Below are 22540 nucleotides of genomic sequence, written 5' to 3' on the forward strand. Positions count from 1 at the left end.
TCAGCCTCCGTCGTACGACACGACCGTGCCGTGCAGGGCGTCGGCGACGCGTGAACCGAGGTCGTAGTCGCAGAGGTTGACGGTCCAGTTGCCGGCCGTGACCAGCGTCGCGGGCACGCCCTTGTAGGCGATGGCCTCGCGCAGCACCGCGTTACGGTCGGCGTCCGAGGCGTGCAGGGCGAGGGTGGCGCAGTTGGGCGCGCCGGTGCTCTTGCCGGTGGTGCAGGTCAGCACCGTGTCCGACCGCTGCTTCCGGTCGTCGCAGCCCACCGCCTCCGCGACGTCGTCGGCGAGGGCGCCGACGGTCCGGTAGCGGGGTGTGCGGGGGATGTCCGGGAGCGGATACGCGGGGATCTTGGCCTTCTTGGGCGGCAGCACGACACCGCCGAGAGCGGCCGCGATCCGGTTCGCGAAGCGGGGCTCGGTGACCCATACGAACCAGTGACCAGCGGCAACCAACGTGTGGCTGGTCGGCGGCTCTCTGTGGGAGGCGATGGACTCGCCGATCTCGGCGCGGCTGAACTTCTTCGGGTTCAGTACCTGGATGTCGTTCTCGAACTTGGTGCCGTCGATGACGGAGGCGCATCCGAGGCCGCTTCCTCCGGCGCTGCCGCCCTGCGAGCGGCGGGTGACCTCGCATGGGACGCCCCCCGCTTCGAGGGCTTTCACGACCGCGTCGGCGTTCGCGTACTCGGGCTTCGTGGGCACGTTGCCCGGCATCGTGGCGCTCGGGCTGGGCGACGAGTCGGTGCCGTTCTGCGTGGTGTTGCCGCACGCGGCGAGGACGGCCATGGCCACCCCCGCCGCGAACACGCTGATCACTCGCTTCATGAACTCACTTCTTCAGGGGGCCTAGCCCGTCGCCGAGGGACGCGGTGTGAGACCGGGGCTGGGCTCGGTCGGCTTCTTGTCTCCGCCCCCGTCATCCTTGCCGCCTGAGGAATCGGACGGCGGGGTGGGGGAGGGCCCGGGCTCCGGCGACGGTGTGCCGGGCTCCGGCTCGCCGGTGCCGGTGCCGTGCGCATCGTCGCCGTAGATCGGGTCGATGGTGAACGAGTGCCCCTTGGGGGTGTCGCCCTCCAACTGCTCCAGGGCCTTCTGGCGCTCCTCGTCGCTCAGGGCCTCCCATGCCTTGGCGTCCTCGAGGCGCGGCTGGAGCTTGTCCCAGTTCTCGCCGCGGGCCTTGATGTCGCCCCCTCGGTGGTCCGAGTCGTCCCCGTACTGCTCGTTCTTCTCGCGGACGTCGGGAGTGTCGGCGGCGTAGAGCATGAACAACTGCTTGTCCGTGTCCGAGCCGTACGGATTCTTCCGCAACTCCTGCAGGTGGTAGGCGCTCAGGCGGATGTCCTCGTCGGGGTTCTCCTCGATGTACTTGGTGAGCTGGGCATCGCTGAGGTCTCCCAGATAGGTGCCGTCCGGCGTGGTGAACGCCTGTCGGTGCTGCCCTATGACGTTCCGGGCCGTTCCCAGCTTCATATGCGTGATGCCGAGCGACTTGTCCGGCTTGATCGTCTGCTGAAGCGTCCAGTTGAACATCCTGCCGATGGTCGGCAGGATGCCGCGGCCGTCCTTGTCGTAGTTCTGGTACCACTGCTGCTCCTGCCAGAGGATCGACAGCAGCAGCGTCTTGCTCATTCCAGTCTCTTTCGCGGCCCGTTCCACGGCGGCGAGCTGCGCGGGGGAGACGTTGATCTGATGCGGGCCGTCCGGCGCTCCCGTCAGGCGCAGCGCGATGGCCAGCGGGCTGTTCTTCTTCAGCGCCTCCTTGACCAGCTTCGGATCGGAGATCTCCGTGAGGCCCCTGATGGTCCGCAGCGCGGCCGCCGCCGTGGTGTCGGCCTTGGTCGCGCGGGACAAGGCGCCCTCGATGATGCCCTGGGCGTGCCGGACCGGTTCCGACTGACTGTCGTCACCGGGATCGGAGGCCACCGGCTTGGCGTGGGAGACGCGACCGCTGTCGTCGACGGACAGCTCATGGTCCTTGGCGTAGCCGAGCGCGCTGCTCAGATCGCGCTGGGCGGCCTCGATCTCGTCGGCCAGGTCGTCGTAGACGCGGCAGAGCTCGCGCAACGCCAGGTTCGCCGCTTCGTAGTCCTCGGCGTGCTTGACGAAGGTGCGGCGGGCGGCGAGCCCCGCGTCGGACACCCACTGCTTCTCGATGGTGCGGGCCACATCATCGCGGGCGGAGGTGCCGATCTCGTCGCAGTGCTTGGCAGCGGTGAGGGCGTCGGTGGCGGCGTCGCGCCAGGCTTGCGGGCTCGCGGACCGGAGGTCGGGTACGGACACCATCAGGCACCCTCCAGCCAGCGGGCGTCCTTGCGGAGTTCCGCCTCGATGGAGTGGTCGGTGTCCATGTAGTCGTCCATGGCATCGGTGATGGCGGCGGCCGCCTCTCTGGCCGACGTGCCGAGTTCGTGCAGACGGTCGCGCCACGCCGTGACGCACTCCTGGTTGGGCCCCGCGAGAGCCCACCCCGAATGGGCCTTCCCGGCGGCCTCGGAGTCGTCCAGCTTGGTCTTGTTCTGCCCCGCCGCGCTGGTGGTGTGGAAGGCGCCCGCGCTCTTCTTCGGAGACGGCGGATCGACGAAGAGGTCCGGCAGCCCCGGTAGATCAGGAAACAAGGACATCAGGCTTCCCCCCAAGTAGCCGTAATGTTCATGTACTTGGCACCGTACCCGGCGCCCCGCCGATGAAGCGGGGCGAAGCGCGTTCGGCCGTGCTTTCAGTACAAGGCCGTGACGACCCTGGAAGCGGACCGTGGAGGGGGAGACGCGGACCGTAGGAGGTGGCCCTGCGAAGTGGGGACTAGCCCCGCGGAGGGGAGATCAATCCTGTGCGGCCTTCGCCGCCGCGCAGTCGCCGCAGGTGCCGAAGATCTCGATGGTGTGGGCCACGTCCACGAAGCCGTGCTCGGCGGCGATCGCGTCGGCCCACTTTTCGACGGCCGGGCCCTCCACCTCCACCGCCTTGCCGCAGGCGCGGCAGACCAGGTGGTGGTGGTGTTCCTCGCTGTTGCAGCGGCGGTAGACCGCCTCGCCCTCCGTGGTGCGGAGGACGTCGACCTCGCCGGCGTCGGCGAGGGACTGGAGGGTGCGGTAGACAGTGGTCAGGCCCACCGAGTCGCCGCGGTGCTTGAGCATGTCGTGGAGCTCCTGCGCACTGCGGAACTCGTCCACCTCGTCCAGTGCCGCCGCCACCGCGGCGCGCTGCCTGGTGGACCGGCCGCGTACTGGGGGACCCGCGGTCACCACAGCTGCCTCCTCAACCTCACATGCTCCGTCGCTCTCGGGGCTCTCTCCGCGCCCACTGCGTCTTCTGCCCGGCCATTGTGCCAGTTATCGCTCGGGGGACGGACGAGAGCGACAGACCGGGTGGTCGAGTGTGCGACGAGTACGTGGACTATACGAGTCGAGTACCTCCTCGTTCGTCGTCATACGAGAGTCCTTATACGAGTACATCGTCCCTCACCGTGCACCCTTCCCCGGCCGTGGCCACCCGTCGGGCGCGTCTTTTCGCCAGAGGTGCGGCCAGCGCCGTGATCGCGGCGAAGACGCCGATGGCGAGGACGACGATGCTCGCGCCGGGCGGGACGTTCTTGTAGAAGGAGAAGACCGTGCCGGACAGGGTCACCACGACGCCGATGGTGATCGCCAGCGCGAGCGTCATCGCGAAGCCCCGGGTGGCCTGCTGGGCGGCGGCGACCGGGACCACCATCAGGGCGCTGACCAGGAGCAGGCCCACGACGCGCATGGCGACGGTGACCGTGACGGCCGCGGTGACGGCCAGCAGCAGGTTGAGCGTGCGCACCGGGAGGCCGGTCACCCGGGCGAACTCCTCGTCCTGGCACACCGCGAACAGCTGGCGGCGCAGCCCCAGCGTGATCAGGACGACGAAGGCGGCGAGGAGGGAGATCGCGACGACGTCCTCGGGGGAGACCGTGGTGATCGAGCCGAAGAGATAGGTGGTGAGGTTGGCGTTGGAGCCGGTCGGCGAGAGGTTGATCAGCAGCACACCGCCCGCCATCCCGCCGTAGAAGAGCATCGCGAGGGCGAGATCGCCACGGGTCTTGCCGTACCAGCGGATCAGCTCCATGGCGATCGCGCCGAGGGCGGAGACGGCGACGGCGGTCCACACGGGGTTGGTGCCGGTCAGGAAGCCGAGGGCGACGCCGGTAAGGGCGACATGGCCGATCCCGTCGCCCATGATCGCCTGGCGGCGCTGGACGAGGTAGATGCCGACGGCGGGCGCGGTGATGCCCACCAGGACCGCGGCGAGCAGGGCCCGCTGCATGAAGGCGTAGTCGAGGATCTCGAGCATCTCAGGTCAGCAACCCTGTCCGGATCGGTTCGGCGTCGGGCGCCGCATGGGGATGGACGTGGTCATGGCCGGGCAGCGCGTGCTGGCCCACGGCCTTGGGCGGCGGTCCGTCGTGGACCACGCAGCCGTCGCGCAGCACCACCGCGCGGTCGATCAGCGGCTCCAGCGGGCCGAGCTCATGGAGGACGAGAAGGACCGTGGCGCCGGCGGCGACCTGCTCGCGGAGGGTGCCCGCGAGGATCTCCTGGCTGGCGAGGTCGACCCCGGCCATCGGCTCGTCCATGATCAGCAGTTCCGGTTCGCCCGCGAGGGCGCGGGCGATCAGCACGCGCTGGTGCTGACCGCCGGAGAGGGCGCTCACCGGGTCCCGGGCGCGGTCGGCCATGCCGACGAGCTCCAGGGCCCGCTGAACGGCCGCCCGGTCCGCCTTGCGCGGCGGGCCGAACCGGCGGCGGGCCAGCCGGCCCGCCGAGACGACCTCGCGCACGGTCGCGGGGACGCCGCTGGCGGCCGTGGTGCGCTGCGGTACGTAACCGATCCGGGCCCAGTCGCGGAAGCGGCGGCGGGGCGTGCCGAAGAGGGCCAGCTCACCGCCGCTGAGCGGCACCTGGCCGACGATGGACCGGACGGCGGTGGACTTGCCCGAGCCGTTGGCGCCGAGCAGCGCCACGACCTCGCCGCGGCGGACGGTCAGATCGATGCCGCGCAGCACGGGGCGGCCACCGAGGGTGGCGGTGGCGCCGCGCAGGGATATGGGGTCGGCGGCCGGGTCCGCCTTCGAGTCGGAGATCGGTGCCGGATGCGGGGGCGCGGTCGGGGCTATGTCCGGCTCCTCGGCTTTCATGGGTTCCTCGGTCGCCATCGTCTCCTCGACCTCCGTGGGGTGGTCCGTCACTTGGTGCCCAGCGCCTTCTGCAGGGCCTTCAGGTTGGATCGCATGACCTGGATGTAGTCGTCACCCTTGGACTTGTCGCCGATGCCCTCGATGGGATCGAGCACATCGGTCCGCAGATGGAGATCGCCCGCCAGCGTCTTCGCCGTCCGGTCGCTCACGAGGGTTTCGAAGAAGACGGTGTTGACCTTGTCCTTCTTGGCGACGCTGTGCAGCCCCTTGATCCGGGCCGGGCTGGGCTCGGACTCGGGGTCGAGCCCGGAGATCGCCTCCTGCCGCAGGCCGTAGCGCTCGGCGAGATAGCCGAAGGCGGCGTGGGTCGTGATGAAGGTGTCCGAAGAACGGTCCTTCAAACCGCTCCGGAAGTCCTGATCGAGCGTGGTCAGCTCCTTGACCAGGGCGGTGGTGTTCTTCTTGTACGTCGTGGCGTGATCGGGGTCGGCCTTCTCCAGCGCCTTGCCGACGCCCTTGGCGACCTGGGCGTAGCGCACCGGGTCCAGCCAGATGTGGGGGTCGGCGGCGGCGTCGCCGGAGTGGGCGTGGCCCCCGTGCCCTACCTCGCCCCCGTGATCGCCTTCACCCCCGTGGTCGCCCTCGACCTCGGTGCCGTGGTCCTCCAGCGTGGTGTACGAGGCGGCGTCGGCGACGTGCTTCGGCTCGGCCTGTCCGATGGCCCGGTCGACGGAGGGCTGGAGACCCTTGAGGTAGACCACCAGGCCGGCCTCGCTGAGATCGGCGGTCTGCCGGGGGCTGATCTCCAGATCGTGCGGCTCGACGCCCGGCTTGGTCAGGGAGGACACATGGACGGCGCTCCCGCCGATCCGCTGGGCGAGGAACTGCATGGGGTAGAACGACGCCACCACATCCAGCTTGCCGTCCGTCCTTCCGTCGCCGACGTTGGAGGAGCAGGCTGTGAGGGTGGTCAGGCCCAGTGCGGCGGCTCCGACGAGGGCGGTCGTGGGCCTGAGGCGACGTATGTTCATGACTCTCATTTTCAACAAAGATGGAAACGATTGTCAACAACTGTCCTCTTGTTGATCGCTTCGACTACCGATTTGATCCGGGGGGTGCCGCCGCCGGTAACCTGAAGCATTCGCTTCGTCGTCAATGTCGTCATCAATGAAGAGAGCACCGTGGCCGCCGACAAGATCGACACCATCGTCAGCCTCAGCAAGCGCCGTGGCTTCGTCTACCCGTGCAGCGAGATCTACGGCGGCCAGCGAGCCGCCTGGGACTACGGACCGCTCGGTGTGGAGCTGAAGGAGAACATCAAGCGGCAGTGGTGGCGTTCGATGGTCACCTCTCGTGACGACGTCGTCGGACTCGACTCGTCCGTGATCCTGGCCCGTGAGGTGTGGGAGGCGTCCGGCCACGTCGCCACCTTCACGGACCCGCTCACCGAGTGCACCTCCTGCCACAAGCGGTTCCGCGCGGACCACCTGGAGGAGGCGTACGAGGCCAAGCACGGCCGCCTCCCCGAGAACGGCCTGGCCGACGTCAACTGCCCGCACTGCGGCAACAAGGGCAGCTTCACCGAGCCCAAGCAGTTCTCCGGGCTGCTCGCCACCCACCTCGGCCCGACCCAGGACTCCGGCTCGATCGCGTACCTGCGCCCCGAGACCGCTCAGGGCATCTTCACCAACTTCCTCGCCGTCCAGCAGACCTCGCGCCGGAAGCCGCCGTTCGGTATCGCCCAGGTCGGCAAGTCGTTCCGCAACGAGATCACGCCCGGAAACTTCATCTTCCGGACGCGTGAATTCGAGCAGATGGAGATGGAGTTCTTCGTCAAGCCGGGCGAGGACGAGACGTGGCACGAGTACTGGATGGAGCAGCGCTGGAACTGGTACCGGGACCTCGGTCTCCAGGAGGCGAACATCCGGTGGTACGAGCACCCGAAGGAGAAGCTCTCCCACTACTCCAAGCGCACCGCTGACATCGAGTACCGCTTCAGCTTCGGCGGCTCGGAGTGGGGCGAGCTGGAGGGCCTGGCCAACCGCACCGACTTCGACCTGAAGGCGCACTCGGCGGCCTCCGGCCAGGACCTGTCGTACTTCGACCAGGAGGCCGGCGAGCGCTGGACCCCCTACGTCATCGAGCCGGCGGCGGGCGTGGGCCGCGCGATGCTGGCCTTCATGCTCGACGCGTACGTCGAGGACGAGGCGCCCAACGCCAAGGGCAAGATGGAGAAGCGCACCGTGATGCGGCTCGACCCGCGCCTGGCGCCGGTCAAGGTCGCGGTGCTGCCGCTGTCCCGCAACCCGCAGCTCTCGCCGAAGGCCAAGGGGCTCGCGGCGGACCTGCGCAAGCACTGGAACATCGAGTTCGACGACGCGGGCGCGATCGGCCGCCGCTACCGTCGCCAGGACGAGATCGGCACGCCCTTCTGCGTCACCGTGGACTTCGACACCCTCGACGACAACGCCGTGACCGTGCGTGAGCGCGACACGATGAAGCAGGAGCGGGTCTCCCTCGACCAGATCCAGTCCTACCTCGGCGGCCGCCTGATCGGCTGCTGACCCGGCCCGGGCCATCGCGCCCGGACCACGGGCACCGGACACATACCCGACGACGGGCTCCGGTGCCGCGGACGCGATGTCCGTGGCACCGGGGCCCGTCGGCTCGGCAGAACGGGGGGTTCACCAATCGTGCGAGGCGTGACACATCACATCACCGCCACCCGCGAGGACGGCACGGTCTTCGAGGTGAGCTACGGCTACGGTCCGGGGCAACGGCGGCTGCTCGGCTGCCAGCACTGCGACTGGCAGGAGCGGATCACCTCCGGCGGCGCCCGCCACAAGGGACTCGACCACCTCGCCCAGGCGCACGGAGCCCTCGGCTCGCCGCGGATGACCGCCGACGCGGCGGCGCGGCGGCAGGTCCTCCTGATCATGCTGGCCTGCTTCGCGGCGGCCGCGGTCATTCTGTGGTGGGCCGCCTCGCAGGGGTGAGCCGCCTCGCAGGGGTGAGCCGCGGGTCGTCGCGGACGGTTCGCCGTCCCCGGCCGAGCGCCAGCGCCGTGCACAGCGCCGCCAGTGGCAGCTCCGCGCAGGCCGCCATCGCGACCGCCACCGCCAGTTCCCCGCCCGGCGCGGCGGTCACCGTGTCGAACCACGCGTCCACCACGAGCAGCGCTCCCGTCGCCGCCGCGGTCAGGCGATGGCGGTCGTCGCCGCGTCGGCGCAGCGCGGCGGTGGAGAGCAGCCCGAGCGCCTCGAGGGCGTCCAGGCCCACCCAGGCGGTGTTCCAGTGGCCGACCTGGGCCGTGGAGGGCACCGTCCGGGCCAGTACGTACAGCCAGGGGACCAGCGCCGCCCCCGAGGCCAGCAGCACCGCCTCCGGGCGTACGCGCCGCAGCAAAAGCGCGAAGCGCGCCTTCCGCGCGGTCGTCGGGCCTGCCGGAGCGGTGGCCGGAGCGGCGGTGGGCGTGGGGGCGTACAGGGCGGTCATGGGGCGGGTCTCCTTCCGGGCCCGGCCGGTCGTCCCGGGCACGCCACCAGCCTTGTCGGCGCCGCCGCCGGTGTCGGTCACACCAGTTGCCGACTTGGGGTGGCACTAGTTGCACCCCGAATCCGGGCATGTGGTCCAGCGCGCGGCCGATCGGGACCGCTCTAAGGTCGTCGCATGAGCCTCCTCACCGCGATACGCCCCGCGTTCGGGCGTTCGCTGCACCGGCTGCGACGCGACCTCGGTTTCGGTGTCGCGGGCGCGGCGGTGCAGTTCGTGGCCTGGGCGGTGCCGATGAGCGTTCCGTGGCTGATCTACGAGGACACCTCGGCCCTGGGGGAGGTCATGCTCGCCCTCACCCTCCCCCTCGTCGTTCCGGCTCTGGCCACGCCCGTGCTGACGCGCGTCCAGCGGTGGCGCTTCAAGGCGTTGCTCGACATCGAGATCACCGGGCCCAAGGTGGCCCCGCGGCAACTCTGGTACCACCTGTTGGCCGGACCGGCGGTCGCCTGGGGAGGGGTGCTGGCCGTCACGATGGCCCTCGTCGGTCTCGCGGCCGCCACGGTGTACATCTGGATATGGGGCGTCCCGCTGTCCTGGCGGGTCGAACATGTCGGGTACTCGACCAAGGCCGCGTATGTCACGGTCGGGGGCGTGATCCTGCTGGCCCTTGCCTACGCGCTCGTCGGCGCCCTCGCACGGCTCGACGTGCGCGCCGCCACCGCGCTGCTGGGCCCCGTACCCGCCAAGGAGTTGGAGCGCCGGGTCGAGGACCTGACCGAGAGCAGGGCGGGCGCGGTCGACGTGGCGGACGCCGAGCGCCGCCGTATCGAACGTGATCTGCACGACGGTGCCCAGCAGCGGCTGGTCTCCATGGCGGTCAACCTGGGGTTGGCCAAGGCCACGCTGACCGATCTGCCGGACGAGGCCCGGCAGGTGATCGAGGAGGCGCACCGCGAGGCCAAGGACGCCATCGAGGAGCTGAGCGCTCTGGTGCGGGGCCTCCACCCGGCCGTCCTCGACGAGCTCGGCCTGGACGCCGCCCTTTCCGGCATCGCGGCGCGCGCCCCGCTGCCGGTTCGGCTGCATGTCCATGTGCCGGAGCGAGCCGCGCCGACCGTCGAGGCCGTCGCGTACTTCGTCGTATCCGAGGCCCTCACCAACGTCGCCAAGCACGCCCGGGCGGAGCGGGCCGATGTCACGGTCGTCCGTACCGGGGACATGCTCCGGGTCGTCGTCGCCGACGACGGGGAGGGCGGGGCCGACGCCGCCCGGGGCAGCGGTCTCACCGGGCTCGCCAAGCGGGTGGGCTCGGTGGACGGCACGTTCGGGATCAGCAGTCCCTCCGGGGGCCCGACCGTCATCACCGTGGAGCTGCCGTGCGTGCTGTGATCGCCGAGGACTCGGTTCTGCTGCGGATCGGCCTGGTCAAGGTGTTGCAGATGGCGGGCTTCGAGGTGACCGCGGAGGCGGCGGACGCGGAGGGCTTGCTGACGGCGGTGGAGGAGCACCGCCCGGACATCGCCGTGGTGGACGTACGGATGCCGCCGGGCTTCACGGACGAGGGCGTCCGGGCGGCCCTGCTCATCCGGCGGCAGTGGCCGGACACGGCGGTACTGCTGCTCTCGCAGTACGTGGAGGAGCGCTACGCGGCCGATCTGCTCACCGCGCACACGAGCGGGATCGGCTATCTGCTGAAGCAACGCGTCGCGGACGTGGAGGAGTTCATCGACGCGCTGCGGCGGGTGGCGGGCGGTGGCACCGCCCTGGACCCGCAGGTCGTGGCCCAGCTTCTGGTGCGGCGGCACAGCGATCCGCTGGACCGGCTGACCTCGCGCGAGCGGGACGTACTGGAGCTGATGGCGGGCGGGCGGTCGAACGCGGGGATCGCGGGGGCGCTGGTGATCAGCGAGAGCGCGGTGGCGAAGCACATCAACAGCATCTTCGGGAAGCTGGACCTGCCGGTCGCCGACGCGGACCACCGCCGGGTGCTGGCCGTGCTGCGGTTCCTGGGCGTGGGCTGAGGGGCCCCCGCCCCGGGCGGGCTGGGCGAGGGGCCCGAGCCCCGGCGGGCCTGAGCGGTCTCGATGAAGTCCGGTGTGGTTCGGGTGCGCCCCGAAGGAGCGCGCGGCTGTGTCGATGTGCGGCTCCGCCGCGGCCGTGTCGATATGCGGCTCCGCCGCGTGGCCGGCCACGACACAGCCGCGGATGCACGACCGCACCTCGCGGCACTTCCCGCGGAGCGCTCAGTGGGCTCGCAGGCCGTCCAGGAGGAGTTCGCAGACGGCCGCGAAGGCCAGGTCCATGTCCGGGTCCGACCACCGGGGCGCGTAGACGGGGTCGTGGAATTGAGTCGTCGCGTCCCATAGCGCGCGGGCCGTGGCGCGGGCGTCCCGCATGGTGAACTCCCCGTCGGCGATGCCGCTTTCGACGATCGTGGTGAGATGGTCGAGCATCGTCTCGACGTGGCCCGCGACGGTCTCGCTGTTCTCGGAGGCCAGCGCCACGTACGTGGCGAAGAGCTCCGGATCGGCGCCCGCCTTACGGCGCTTGGCGGCGAACAGGGTGCGCAGCCAGCTCTCCAGCCGCTCGGTCGCGGGGGCCTTCGCATGGGCTATGCGGGACAGGTCGTCGTGGTCCTGGTCGAGCCAGCGGTCGGTGACCGCCTCGCGCAGTGCCGTCTTCGAGCGGAAGTGGCGGTAGACGCTGCCGTGGCTGACCCCCAGCGCCCGGGCCACGTCCACCACCGTGGCCTTCGCGGGGCCGTAGCGGCGCAGCACGTCCTCAGTGGCTTCGAGGATGCGGGCGGGCGTCAGGGGGGTCTCGGGCGGGGGCATCGGGTCCCTTACTTCTTCTCGCTGTCGAGGGTGGCCATCTGGGCCTCCGGGTAGCGGGTGCCCGCGGCGGCGTTCGCCGGGACGGCTTCCTCGACGGCGGCCATATCGTCGGCGTCGAGCGTAACGTCAAGTGCCCCCAGGGCCTCGGTGAGCTGGTCGCGGCGGCGGGACCCGATGAGCGGGACGATGGCGGTGGCGTGCCGGATGCCCTGTGCCAGCACCCAGGCGATGGCGATCTGGGCGACGCTGACGCCCTTACCGTCGGCGATCTTGCGGAGGGCCTCCACGAGGCCGAGGTTGCGGTCGAGGTTCTCGCCCTGGAACCGCGGGGCCCTGTTGCGGAAGTCCTGCGCGTCCGTGGTGCGCTCCCGGCTCCAGTGGCCGCTGATCAGGCCGCGCGAGAGCACCCCGTACGGAGTGATCCCGATGCCCAGCTCACGGCAGACGGGCAGGATCTCGTCCTCGATGCCGCGCTCGAGCAGTGAGTACTCGATCTGGAGATCCGAGATCGGGGCGACGGCGGCGGCCCGCCGGATGGTCTCGGGGCCCACCTCCGAGAGGCCGATATGCCGTACGTAGCCCGCCTGTACGGCCTCGGCGATGGCCCCGACCGTCTCCTCGATCGGGACGGCCGGGTCCAGGCGGGCGATCCGGTAGATGTCGATGTGGTCGGTGCCCAGCCGCTGGAGCGAGTACGCGAGGAAGTTCCTGACGGCGGCGGGACGGCCGTCATGGCCGAGCCAGGTGCCGTCCGGGCCGCGCAGGGCGCCGAACTTCACGCTGGTCAGGGCGCGTTCGCGGTGGGCGGCGGGGGCGGTGCGCAGGGCCTCGTTGATGAGCAGTTCGTTATGGCCCATGCCGTAGAAGTCGCCGGTGTCGAGCAGGGTGATCCCGGCGTCGAGCGCGGCGTGGAGGGTGGCGATGGACTCGGCCCGGTCGACGTCGGCGCCGTACATGGGGGACATGCCCATACAGCCGAGGCCGATCGCGGAGACCTGGGGGCCGGTGGTGCCGAGCTGGCGGTTCTGCACGGGGTGCTCCTTGGGATGGCGACGTGGGGGCCGAGGTGGGGGCGTTCCCAAGGAAAGCGTGGCATGTGCGATGACAGATTTCAATATCTGTCATCGCCTACCAGTCATCAGCCCCTTTCCCTGCGCCCCTCCCTACGCCACCGCGCGCGGCAGGCGCAGGCTCAGCAGCAGGGTCAGCGCGATCGCCGCCAGCTGGGCCGCGAGTGTGATGACCAGCGCGTCGCCCATGCCCATCGACGGCTCCAGGGACAGGAAGAGCGTGCCGAGCGTCGCCACGCCCAGCGCCAGCGCGGACTGCTGGGTGGTGACCATCACGCCGCTCCCCACTCCGGCCCGCTCGCTCGGCACATCGGCCAGCACGATCCGGATCAGCACCGGAAGCTGCAGCCCCTGCCCGAACCCGGCCAGTGCCACCCCCGGCAGCAGCCCGGCCAGCGACAGGCCCTGCCAGTCGCGCCATACGGCCACCATCAGCATCGCGATGCCCACGGCCTGGATCAGCCCGCCCGCGGTCACCACACGGCTGCCGAACCGGCCCACCAGGCGCGGACCCATCAGCGAGGCCACGAAGAACGTCGTGGCCATCGGCGCCAGCGCCAGCCCGGCCTCGACCGGCCCGTACCGCAGGCCCTGCTGCAGCGCGACCGCGATGACGAACATGAAGCCACCGAAGCCGATCGAGAACGGCACCACCATCGGCAGCCCGCGCCGCAGCCCACTCAGCGCGAACAGGCTCGGCGGCAGCAGCGGCGTCCCTCCCGCCCGGTCGGCGCGCCGCTCCACGACGTAGAACGCGGCGGCCACGAACGGGAACGCGCCCAGCGCCAGCCAGGTCCACAGCGGCCAGCCCGCCGCCCGCCCCTCGGTCAGCGGCACCATCAGCGTGATCAGCGACAGCGCGAGCAGCACGGTGCCCGGCACGTCCACCGGCGCGGGCCGGTTGGAACGGGTCTCGGGGACCGTACGGACCGCGAGGACCAGGCCGATCACCGCGACCGGCACATTGACCAGGAAGACCGCGCGCCACCCGGTGCCCGCGATGTCCGCGGCCACCAGCACACCGCCCAGGATCTGCCCCGCGACCATGGACAGACCGGCCGTGGCGCCGTACATGCTCAGCGCGCGGGCGCGGCGCGTCCCGCTGGTCGAGGAGTGGATCGTGGCCAGCACCTGGGGCAGCATCAGCGCGGCCGAGGCGCCCTGTGCCACCCGGGCGCCCACCAGGCTCCAGGCGTCCGGCGCGAGCCCGCAGGCCAGCGAGGTCAGCCCGAAGGCCGCCATCCCGGCGAGGAAGAGCCTGCGCCGTCCGAAGGTGTCGCCCAGCCGGCCGCCGAGGACCAGCAGCACCGCGTAGGCCACGCCGTATCCGGCGACGACGAGCTCCAGGACGGCCGGACCGGCGTGGAGATCGTGGTCCATGGTGGGCAGGGCCACGTTGACGATGAAGAAGTCGATCAGCGGCAGCGCCGCGCCCAGCAACACGGTGAACAGCCCGAGGGGGCTCAGCGCGGGGCCGGAGGAGGTGTGGATGTGCCCGGTGGTCTTCCCGCCGGTGTTCCCGCCTGTGGTCGTCCCGCCGGTGGTCTTTCCGCCTGTGTTCTTCGTGCCGGTCGTCTTCGCTGCGTCCGGGGCGGCGTTTCTCGTTCGTATCGTGGAAATCTGCGTTTCGGTCACGCTTACGAAGATCCGTGGTCGCTCAAGCTGGTACCAGAGTGTCTTTATCCTGGTACAAGAAGTACCTGGCAACCGGCTGAGCCCTTAGGCACCCTGGAGCCATGACCACGATGGTGCAGGAAGCCACGGCCGGTGCCACGCCCGGCGCCACGGCCCAGAGCAGGAGTGCGGGGGCCGAGATACGGCGGGGCGAGCTGGCCGCGTTTCTGCGGAGCCGGCGGGAGCGGATCACCCCTGAGCAGGTGGGGCTGCCCCGGGGCCGCCGCCGGCGCACCCCCGGCCTGCGCCGCGAGGAGGTCGCACAGCTCTCGACCGTCGGCGTGACCTGGTACACGTGGCTGGAGCAGGGCCGCGACATCCATGTCTCGGCGCAGGTCCTCGACGCCATCGCCCGCGCGCTGATCCTGGACCGCAGCGAGCGCGCCCATCTCTTCGCGCTCGCCGGGACCGTCGATCCGAGCCCGGCGAGCGAGTGCACGGGCGTTCCGCAGTCGCTGCGGCGCATGCTGGAGCAGCTCGAGCCGTTCCCCGCCTGCGTGCAGAACAGCCGCTTCGACCTGCTCGCCTACAACCGCACCTACCGGCTGATGATGTGCGACCTGGACGAGGTGCCGCCGGAGGACCGCAACTGCCTGTGGCTGGCCTTCACCCATGACGAGTGGCGTTCGAGCCTGGTGGACCGGGACGAGACGATCCGGCTCATGGCGGCCAAGTTCCGCGCCGTCATGGCCGAGCATGTCGCCGAGCCCGCCTGGAAGGCGATGGTGAAGCGGCTGGAGGACGCCTCGGCGGAGTTCCGGGAGATCTGGGCGCGGCATGAGGTGGTCCGGCCCGGCGACAAGATCAAGGTCTACCGGCAGTCGCAGGTCGGTATCCTCCGGCTGGCCTCCACGAGCCTGTGGACGGGCCCGAGGCAGGGCCCCAAGCTGCTCACGTACACCCCGGCGGACGCGGAGACGCATGAGCGCCTGGAGCGGCTGCATGCGCTGGCGCTCGCGGCGGAGGGCGGGGCGGGAGCGGATCCCGTGTCGACGGCCGAGTCGGATCCCGCGTCGACGGCCGAGGCCGCCCCGGCTGCGGTCTGACTCGCCGGGGCCGCGGGGCCGCGGGGCCGCGGGGCCGCGGGGCCGCCGTGCGGCGGATCTTTCCCCTCCCCGCCCCTTCCCGTAACCAGGGGCTGCGCCCCTGGACCCCGTTTCCCGGGGGGCTGCGCCCCTGGACCCCGTTCCTAGGGGCTGCGCCCCGGGGCCCCGTTCCCCCGGGTCGGCCCCTGGACCCCCGTTCGCTCCGCCCTGGGCCCCGTTCCCAGGGGCTGCGCCCTTGGGGCCCCGCTCCCCGGGGCTCGGGCCCCTGGGCCACGTTCGCTGCGTCCCCGGACCCTGTTTCCCGGGGCCGCGCCTCTGGCTCCCGTTCCCCCGGGGCTGCGCCCCTGGGCCCCGTTCCCAGGGGCTGCGCCCTTGGGGCCCCGCTCCCCGGGGCTCGGGCCCTGGGCCACGTTCGCTGCGTCCCCGGACCCTGTTCCCGGGGCCGCGCCTCTGGCTCCCGTTCCCCCGGGGGCTGCGCCCCTGGATCCCGTTCCCGGGGCTGCGCCCCCTGGGCCCCGTTCCCGGGGCCCAGGATCCCGTTCCCAGGGGCTGCATCCCTGGACCCCGTTCCCCGGGCTGCGCCCCTGGACCCCCTCCGGGGCGTCCGGCCCGGGGCCGGGGCGGAGCCCCGCCGCGCGGCGGGGCTCCGTGGCGATGTTGTGGGAAGGGGCGGGGAGGGGAACAGCCCGCCGCACGGCGGCACCGTGCTCAGCGGACGCCCGCCCCCCTCGCGCCAACTACGCCTTCGCGTTCGCCGATGCCCGTCCCGCGGGCGCGCTCTCCTCGAGGAGCGCGGCCGCGCGTCGGGTCGTCTTCTCGGCCCAGCGGCCCGTGGTCACCATCCCCAGCAGCAGGATGACGGCACCGCATCCGGCGATGATCCACCAGGCCGGACGGGCGGCGTCCACGAACGCGGCAGCGGCCGCGGGCGAGGCGGCGTGGCCCATGTGGCCCGCCGCCGCCGACGCGGCGCCCGCCGCCAGCACCGCGCCGATGACCGCGACGCCGAGCGACTGGCCCACCTGGCGGCTGGTGGAGGCCACGGCCGCGGCGACCCCGGCCTGGGAGCGGGGCATCCCGGAGACCGCCGTATTCGTGATGGGCGCGTTGACCATGCCGAAGCCGAGGCCGAACATCGCATAGCCGAGCAGCAGCCCGAGATCGGTCGTCTGGACGTCGAAAACGGCGAACAACACCCCGCTGGCCGTTATGGCCACCCCGGCCACCAGCATCGACGGGCGGGGCCCGCGGGCGCCGACCAGCCGCCCGGACAGCGGCGCGCAGATGAAGCACATGAACGCCATGGGCAGCATCCACAGCCCGGCGTGCAGCGCGTCGAGCCCTCGTACGTCCTGCAGATAGAGCGTGTTCATGAAGAGATAGCCGCCGAGCGCCGCGAAGGCGCACACCGCGACCACCGTCGCCCCGCTGAACGGCGCGCTGTGGAAGAACCGCACATCGATCAGCGGTTCCTCACGCCGCAGCTCGTAGCGGATCAGCGCGAGGAGCCCCACGGCCGCGATGGCCGCGAAGGTCACGATCAGCGGCGAGTCCCAGCCGCGGTCCGGCGCCTCGATGATCGCGTAGGTGAGGGTGCCCAGCACCGCGACGACCAGCAGCTGCCCGACGGGGTCGGCCCGGCGCGGCTTGGGGGCACGCGACTCCGGTACGTAGCGGGCGGTGAGGAGCAGCGCCGCGATCCCGACCGGAAGGTTTATCCAGAAGATCGAGCGCCAGCCGACGGACTCCACCAGCACGCCGCCCACGATCGGCCCGGCGGCCATGCTGATGCCGACGACCCCGCCCCAGACCCCGATGGCGCGGGCCCGTTCCCTGGGCTCGGTGAAGACGTTGGTGATGATCGACATGGCGACGGGGTTCAGCATCGAACCGCCGATCGCCTGCACCATGCGGAAGATGACCAGCGTCTCCAGGTTGGGCGCGAGGCTGCACAGCCCCGACCCGAGGGTGAAGATCACCAGACCGGTCTGGAAGGTGCGCTTGCGACCCACCCGGTCGGCCGTCGAGCCCGAGAGCATCAGCAGCGCGGCGAGGACCAGGGTGTACGCGTCGATCGTCCACTGCATCCCGGAGACGGAGGCGTGCAGATCGCTTCGGATCGACGGCAGGGCGACATTGAGGACGGTGTTGTCGAGGCTGACGAGCAGCAGGCTCATGCAGCAAATCGCCAGCACGAGCATGCGCCGCCGATGGCTGAGCTCACGCATGGTTGAACGCTACATCGATACTGTCGGTGCGGCGGTCATAACCGCCCTGTCGGTCCCCCTGGCGGGTGCGGGACAATAAGAGATCGGCCCGTTCCCTCCACCGTAGTACGCACAAGGAAGCTGACCCCATGACGCAGACGCCGCAGCCGCCGCAGACTCCGCATCAGCCGCGGGCGCAGCTGCGGATCGGACCGCATATGGTCCAGCCGCCGGTCGTTCTCGCACCGATGGCCGGGATCACCAACGCTCCGTTCCGCACCCTGTGCCGGGAGTTCTCGGGCGGCAAGGGGCTGTTCGTCAGCGAGATGATCACCACCCGGGCGCTGGTGGAGCGGGACGCCAAGACGATGCGGCTGATCCACTTCGACGGCAGCGAGAAGCCGCGCTCCATCCAGCTCTACGGGGTGGACCCGATGACCGTCGGCAAGGCCGTCCAGATGATCGTGGACGAGGATCTGGCCGACCATATCGACCTCAACTTCGGCTGCCCGGTGCCCAAGGTGACCCGTAAGGGCGGCGGCTCGGCGCTTCCGTACAAGCGGCATCTGCTGCGCTCGATCCTGCGCGAGGCCGTGACCGCCGCGGGCCCGCTGCCGGTCACCATGAAGATGCGCAAGGGCATCGACGACGACCACATCACCTTCCTCGACGCGGGCCGGATCGCGGTCGAGGAGGGCGTGACCGCGATCGCCCTGCACGGCCGCACCGCGGCCCAGCACTACGGCGGCACCGCCGACTGGGACGCGATCGCCCGCCTGAAGGAGGCCGTCCCGGAGATCCCGGTGCTGGGCAACGGCGACATCTGGTCCGCCGACGACGCGGTCCGGATGATGCGCGAGACGGGCTGTGACGGCGTGGTCGTGGGGCGCGGCTGCCTCGGGCGGCCCTGGCTCTTCGGTGACCTGGTGGCCGCGTTCGAGCCCGGCCAGGAGGGGCCGGTGGACGGCTCCGGGGTGGCGGTGGACGGCTCCGGGGCGGCGGTGTCCGGCTCCGGGGCGGCGGTGTCCGGCTCCGATGCGCCCGGCTACGCGAGGCCGACGCTCAAGGAGGTCGCGGCGGTGATGCGCCGCCACGCCGAGCTGCTCGCAGAGTGGCTGGAGGACGAGGAGCGCGGCGTGATCGACTTCCGTAAGCATGTCGCCTGGTACACCAAGGGCTTCTCGGTCGGCTCGGAGATGCGCAAGCGGCTGGCGATCACCTCGTCCCTCGCCGAGCTGGACGCCCTGCTGGCCGGGCTGGACCTGGACCAGGAGTGGCCCATCGGCGCCGACGGCCCGCGCGGCCGCACCTCGGGCCGCAACCGTGTGGTGCTGCCCGACGGCTGGCTGGACGACCCGTACGACTGCGCGGGGATCGGCGCGGACGCGGAGCTGGACACCTCGGGCGGCTGACCCCCGGCAATCCAGCAATCCAGCCTTCAACAGTCCCGTTGTCCCGGGGCCACACGGGGTCATCGCGGGATAAAGTGTTGGGCTCGTGGTCGCGGTGGGATCTGGACGATCTGGGGGGATCGGTGACAAGCGTCGTCTTCGTCCACGGCACGGGGGTCCGGGCCAAGTCGTACGAGAAGAGCTTCGCGCGGGTCGTGAGCGGCCTGGGGCGGGTGAGAGCCGATATCCGGGTCGCCCGCTGCCTCTGGGGCGAGCGGCATGGAGCGTCGCTGGGGCTGGACGGGGTGTCGATCCCGGTGCGGGCCAAGAGCCGCGGCGTCGGCGGTGACGCGCTGCTGGACGAGGACGATCCGCTGGCCGTATGGGCGCTGCTGGAGGTGGATCCGCTCGCCGAGCTGCGGGAGTTCGCGGCGGCGGCGAAGGCGCGGCGCGGCCAGGGCGCGCGGGCCGGTTTCGCCCCCGGCCGTCAGGACCCCTGGCAGGTCGTCGCCGATACGGCGCGCGGGCTGAGCCTGGAGGCGGTGACCGGCGGCGGGGGAAACATGGAGGCGGTGACCAGGGGCGAGGGGAGCCTGGAGGCGGTGACCGGCGGCGGGGGGAGCCTGGACGCGCTGGTGTCCGACCTCGCCCCGCACCTCCGCACGGCCGGTGGCCGCGTGGCCCAGGAGATCTCCCGCACCCTGGGCGGTACGCCGCCCGCCGACGGTATCGAGCCGATCGCGGCCCGCGCCGTGTACGCCCTGGCCGTCCAGCGGGCCGAGGGCCCGCACGGCGACGAGGAGCCGCTCGCGGTGGACGGCGCCGACCGGGACACCGTCGTTGGCGCGCTCACCGCTCAATTGGGCGGCCGCGACCGGGGCGGATTCGCCGCCCGCGCCGCGCAGGGCATCGCCGTACGGGCGCTCAACTCCTACCTCTCGCCGCTGTCTTCGCTGGCCCATACCTTCCGCGGCGGGATCACCAAGGGATCCGTCCCGGCCAGTGGCGACATCCTCCGCTACCAGGTGCGCGGCGCCGGGGTGCGCGCCGCGATCCGGGAGGCGGTGCGCGCTGAGATCGCGTCAGGGGGCGGCCCGGTGGTGCTGCTCGCGCACAGCCTCGGCGGTATCGCCTGCGTCGATCTGCTCGCCGAGCCCGATCCACCCGCCGGGGTGGACCTGCTGGTGACGGTCGGCTCGCAGGCGCCGTTCCTCTACGAGCTGGACGCGCTCACCGCGCTGCGCCGCGGCGAGCCGCTGCCCGCCGCCTTCCCCCGCTGGATCAACGTCTACGACGAGCAGGATCTGCTCGGTTTCGTCGGGGAGAAGGTCTTCCCCGACCGGGTCACCGATCTGCGCGTCAACACCCGCCAGCCCTTCCCGCGCGCCCACACCTCGTACTTCGCCCACCAGCGGCTGTACGAACTGCTGGCCCCGGAGCTGCCGAAGTGACAGCGGTGGAGCACGACTGGCGGCGCACCCATGCCGTGATCGTGGCGGTCGAGCGGTACAACGGCAGCGACGACCTGAACCTCGACGGCCCGGTGCACGACGCCATCGCCATGCGCACCTGGCTGACCGGGCGGGGCGTACCGCCGGAGAACATCCAGCTACTGGCCTCGCCCATGGAACGCAACAGGGCGGCCCTGGAGGCGGCGCACCCCGGCTACCGCCCGGCGGAGCGCGCCGATGTGCGCAAGGTCTTCCGGGACGGGCTGCGCGAGATCGACGGCGACTGGCTGTGGATCTACTGGGCCGGGCACGGGGTGCAGGCACCGGGCGGCCGGTGGAGCCTGCTGTACCCGGAGACCTCCGACACCGACCTCCAGGGGCTGGACGCCGACAGCCTGATGGACCTGGTCCGCACCGACCATGTGCACTGGGACGGAGCGGACCGGGTCACCGTGGTCATCGACGCCTGCCGGCGCGCCCTTCCGCTCGACGTCCACGAGCTGGCCGACACCCCGCAGCCGCTCACCAACGCGACCCAGACCAGATCCGAGCGGCCGGTCTTCTGGATGCGGGCCTGCCAGGCCGGGGCCGTCGCCATGGAGCAGGACGGCGCCGGGCGCTTCACCTCCGTCCTGCTGCGCCAGCTCGAAGCGGCGGGCGCGGGCGGGGCGGGGCTGGACCTGGACCGGGTCTGGAGGGGCGTACAGGACGAGTTCGCCCAGGTGCGCGAGGGCGGGAGCAGCCGGCAGTACCCGACGATGCACGTCATCAACTGGGAGCAGGAGGAGCGGACCGTCCGGCTCGGCCCGCCCGCCCCGCCCCTCGATCCGGAGAAGCGGCGGTTCCGGGAGACGCTGGTCCTGGAGGCGTCCGGGCTGCTCGGGGCGGATCCGGCCGGATCGGCGGCGAGCGTGGCCGCCCGGCTGTCCGAGCACTTCACCACCGCCCCGCCCGCCACGAGGCCGCCCTCGGCCGAGGAGCTGGTCGACTGGGCGCTGGAGAACCCGCACGGCACCACCACCCTCCTCACCGAGCTGAGCGCCCACGCCCCGGTCCGCACCGAGATCCGCAAGGCCTGCCATGTCCTGCAGGGCCAGTGGCTGACCCGCGCCGAGTACGTGGAGCTGGTCGCGCTGCTGGGGCGGCTGGACGAGCGGGGCCGGTACGACGTCGCCGAGGAGGCCCGTGTGCTGTTCGGCCTCGTCGATCTGTCGTTCCACGACCCGGCCCCGCTCGCCGACGCGCTGGAGGAGCTGCTCCCCAAACCGGACCAGCTTCCCCAACTGCTCAGGGTCGTGGAGCGTTTCGCGGCCGTCGATGAGGGGGCGGTCGCGGCCGATCTGCGCGCCTGGTCGCTGCGGTGCGCCGAACGGCTGGGGCTGAAGGGCCAGTTGAAGGAGCGGCGCGGCGAGGCGAAGGAGTACGCCGAGAGCGTCAAGGCCGCCGGACTCGCACAGGAGCAGCGGATCCAGATCCGGCTGCATCCCTCCAGCGGCCCCGGACAGCGGCGTGCGTACGAGGTGTGGACGCGGCGCGGCGAGGACGTCAACTCCCTGGCCAAGGTGGACACCCCGGCCTCCCTGGAGGAGATACGGAGCGGCCTGGAAGCCGTGCTGAGCGCCCAGCCCTACACCCCGGACACCCTGGTGGAGTTCTTCGTTCCCTCCACCGATCTCGACCTGGCCGTGCACCGCTGGCAGTTCGCGCGGCCCGTCGAGCGGCATCTGGGCACGGACTACCCGGTCGTGATGCGCTGCACCGAGTTCCGCGAACCCCAGCGACGCGACCTGTGGAAGCGCCGCTGGAAGCAGGTCGGCACCGCCGGGACCAGGAATCTGCGCTGGCTGCCGGGCCATATGGACTGTGGTGAGGTGTACCGCGTCGTCCAGCAGTCCGTGGACACTCCGGGCGCGATGACAGCCACCTCCCTGCGGGCCCGGCAGGACGTCTTCAACGCCTGTCTGTTCGGCGGGGTGCCCGTCCTCATATGGCACGGCGAGGCGGAGCCGTCCATCGCGGAGGACGAGGTGCGCAAGCTGCTCGGCGAGGAGAGACCACTGCGGTCCCTTCCCCAGCGGCTGCGTGAACTCCGGTCGGACACCGACCCCTACAAGAGCCACCACGGCCGCCATATGGCGCTCCTGTGGGACGATCCGCACCGCCCGCTCCCCGACCCACTCGACCTGTCCGCACCCTGAGGAGAGACGAAGA

General features: G+C 71.4%; 20 protein-coding genes. 8 read left to right on the forward strand and 12 right to left on the reverse strand.

From position 1 onward, the window contains the following. From J8403_RS28750 to J8403_RS28780, 7 genes are all read right to left on the reverse strand, one after another. Positions 1 to 831 (reverse strand): hypothetical protein, encoded by an 831-nt coding sequence (locus tag J8403_RS28750; protein ID WP_211125695.1) that lies wholly within the window; start codon positions 829 to 831, stop codon positions 1 to 3. A gap of 21 nt (positions 832 to 852) precedes the next feature. Further along, positions 853 to 2289 (reverse strand): hypothetical protein, encoded by a 1437-nt coding sequence (locus tag J8403_RS28755; RefSeq protein ID WP_211125696.1) that lies wholly within the window; start codon positions 2287 to 2289, stop codon positions 853 to 855. After that, a complete protein-coding gene (locus tag J8403_RS28760) occupies positions 2289 to 2627 on the reverse strand; it encodes a hypothetical protein (RefSeq protein WP_211125697.1) in 339 nt (112 codons plus the stop codon). Before J8403_RS28760 ends, J8403_RS28755 begins: the two co-directional genes overlap by 1 nt. 198 nt (positions 2628 to 2825) lie before the next feature. Further along, positions 2826 to 3251: a Fur family transcriptional regulator gene (locus J8403_RS28765; RefSeq protein ID WP_137965691.1), complete on the reverse strand. Its 426-nt coding sequence runs from the start codon at positions 3249 to 3251 to the stop codon at positions 2826 to 2828. A gap of 193 nt (positions 3252 to 3444) precedes the next feature. Then, positions 3445 to 4317, reverse strand: coding sequence for a metal ABC transporter permease (locus tag J8403_RS28770; protein ID WP_211125698.1), 873 nt, complete (start codon positions 4315 to 4317; stop codon positions 3445 to 3447). A 1-nt stretch (position 4318) separates the two neighbouring features. Beyond that, on the reverse strand, positions 4319 to 5179 hold the full coding sequence (locus tag J8403_RS28775; RefSeq protein ID WP_211128474.1) for a metal ABC transporter ATP-binding protein: 861 nt from the start codon (positions 5177 to 5179) through the stop codon (positions 4319 to 4321). Between the two features lie 29 nt (positions 5180 to 5208). After that, entirely contained in the window at positions 5209 to 6192 is a 984-nt protein-coding gene (locus J8403_RS28780) for a metal ABC transporter substrate-binding protein (RefSeq protein WP_211125699.1), read from the reverse strand. A gap of 150 nt (positions 6193 to 6342) precedes the next feature. Between J8403_RS28780 and J8403_RS28785 the strand changes: the two genes are divergently transcribed. Together J8403_RS28785 and J8403_RS28790 are read left to right on the forward strand one after the other, a co-directional pair. Further along, the gene (locus J8403_RS28785; protein ID WP_014060587.1) at positions 6343 to 7725 is read left to right on the forward strand and encodes a glycine--tRNA ligase; all 1383 of its coding nucleotides are present in this window, start codon (positions 6343 to 6345) and stop codon (positions 7723 to 7725) included. Between the two features lie 138 nt (positions 7726 to 7863). Further along, positions 7864 to 8157 carry a hypothetical protein gene (locus J8403_RS28790; RefSeq protein WP_246586031.1) on the forward strand — a complete coding sequence of 98 codons (294 nt, stop codon included), beginning with the start codon at positions 7864 to 7866 and terminating at the stop codon, positions 8155 to 8157. Here the strand turns inward: J8403_RS28790 and J8403_RS28795 are convergent. Continuing rightward, positions 8126 to 8656 (reverse strand): hypothetical protein, encoded by a 531-nt coding sequence (locus J8403_RS28795; RefSeq protein WP_211125701.1) that lies wholly within the window; start codon positions 8654 to 8656, stop codon positions 8126 to 8128. The genes J8403_RS28790 and J8403_RS28795 overlap by 32 nt on opposite strands. A gap of 174 nt (positions 8657 to 8830) precedes the next feature. Between J8403_RS28795 and J8403_RS28800 the strand changes: the two genes are divergently transcribed. Together J8403_RS28800 and J8403_RS28805 are read left to right on the forward strand one after the other, a co-directional pair. Then, positions 8831 to 10045: a sensor histidine kinase gene (locus tag J8403_RS28800; protein ID WP_211125702.1), complete on the forward strand. Its 1215-nt coding sequence runs from the start codon at positions 8831 to 8833 to the stop codon at positions 10043 to 10045. Next, entirely contained in the window at positions 10033 to 10677 is a 645-nt protein-coding gene (locus tag J8403_RS28805; protein WP_211125703.1) for a response regulator transcription factor, read from the forward strand. Before J8403_RS28800 ends, J8403_RS28805 begins: the two co-directional genes overlap by 13 nt. A 222-nt stretch (positions 10678 to 10899) precedes the next feature. Here the strand turns inward: J8403_RS28805 and J8403_RS28810 are convergent, their stop codons facing one another. From J8403_RS28810 to J8403_RS28820, 3 genes are all read right to left on the reverse strand, one after another. After that, the gene (locus tag J8403_RS28810) at positions 10900 to 11490 is read right to left on the reverse strand and encodes a TetR/AcrR family transcriptional regulator (RefSeq protein WP_211125704.1); all 591 of its coding nucleotides are present in this window, start codon (positions 11488 to 11490) and stop codon (positions 10900 to 10902) included. 8 nt (positions 11491 to 11498) lie between these two features. Beyond that, on the reverse strand, positions 11499 to 12521 hold the full coding sequence (locus J8403_RS28815) for an aldo/keto reductase (protein ID WP_211125705.1): 1023 nt from the start codon (positions 12519 to 12521) through the stop codon (positions 11499 to 11501). Between the two features lie 132 nt (positions 12522 to 12653). Beyond that, positions 12654 to 14195, reverse strand: coding sequence for an MFS transporter (locus J8403_RS28820; protein ID WP_211125706.1), 1542 nt, complete (start codon positions 14193 to 14195; stop codon positions 12654 to 12656). A 110-nt stretch (positions 14196 to 14305) separates the two neighbouring features. Between J8403_RS28820 and J8403_RS28825 the strand changes: the two genes are divergently transcribed. Next, positions 14306 to 15280: a helix-turn-helix transcriptional regulator gene (locus J8403_RS28825; RefSeq protein WP_246586388.1), complete on the forward strand. Its 975-nt coding sequence runs from the start codon at positions 14306 to 14308 to the stop codon at positions 15278 to 15280. A gap of 737 nt (positions 15281 to 16017) precedes the next feature. Here J8403_RS28825 and J8403_RS28830 read toward each other — a convergent pair. Continuing rightward, positions 16018 to 17508, reverse strand: a complete 1491-nt coding sequence (locus J8403_RS28830; RefSeq protein ID WP_211125707.1) for an MFS transporter — start codon at positions 17506 to 17508, stop codon at positions 16018 to 16020. 128 nt (positions 17509 to 17636) lie between these two features. On the opposite strand from J8403_RS28830, the gene dusB reads away from it, so the two are divergent. The 3 genes from dusB (at position 17637) to J8403_RS28845 (ending at position 22527) form a co-directional block, all read left to right on the forward strand. Next, on the forward strand, positions 17637 to 18899 hold the full coding sequence (gene dusB, locus J8403_RS28835) for a tRNA dihydrouridine synthase DusB (RefSeq protein ID WP_211125708.1): 1263 nt from the start codon (positions 17637 to 17639) through the stop codon (positions 18897 to 18899). Positions 18900 to 19021: 122 nt separating this feature from the next. Next, entirely contained in the window at positions 19022 to 20329 is a 1308-nt protein-coding gene (locus J8403_RS28840) for a lipase family protein (protein WP_211125709.1), read from the forward strand. Then, positions 20326 to 22527, forward strand: a complete 2202-nt coding sequence (locus tag J8403_RS28845; RefSeq protein ID WP_211125710.1) for a VMAP-C domain-containing protein — start codon at positions 20326 to 20328, stop codon at positions 22525 to 22527. Before J8403_RS28840 ends, J8403_RS28845 begins: the two co-directional genes overlap by 4 nt. Positions 22528 to 22540: the final 13 nt, after the last annotated feature.

The sequence above is a fragment of the Streptomyces yatensis genome (assembly GCF_018069625.1).
Taxonomy (GTDB): Bacteria; Actinomycetota; Actinomycetes; order Streptomycetales; family Streptomycetaceae; genus Streptomyces; species Streptomyces yatensis.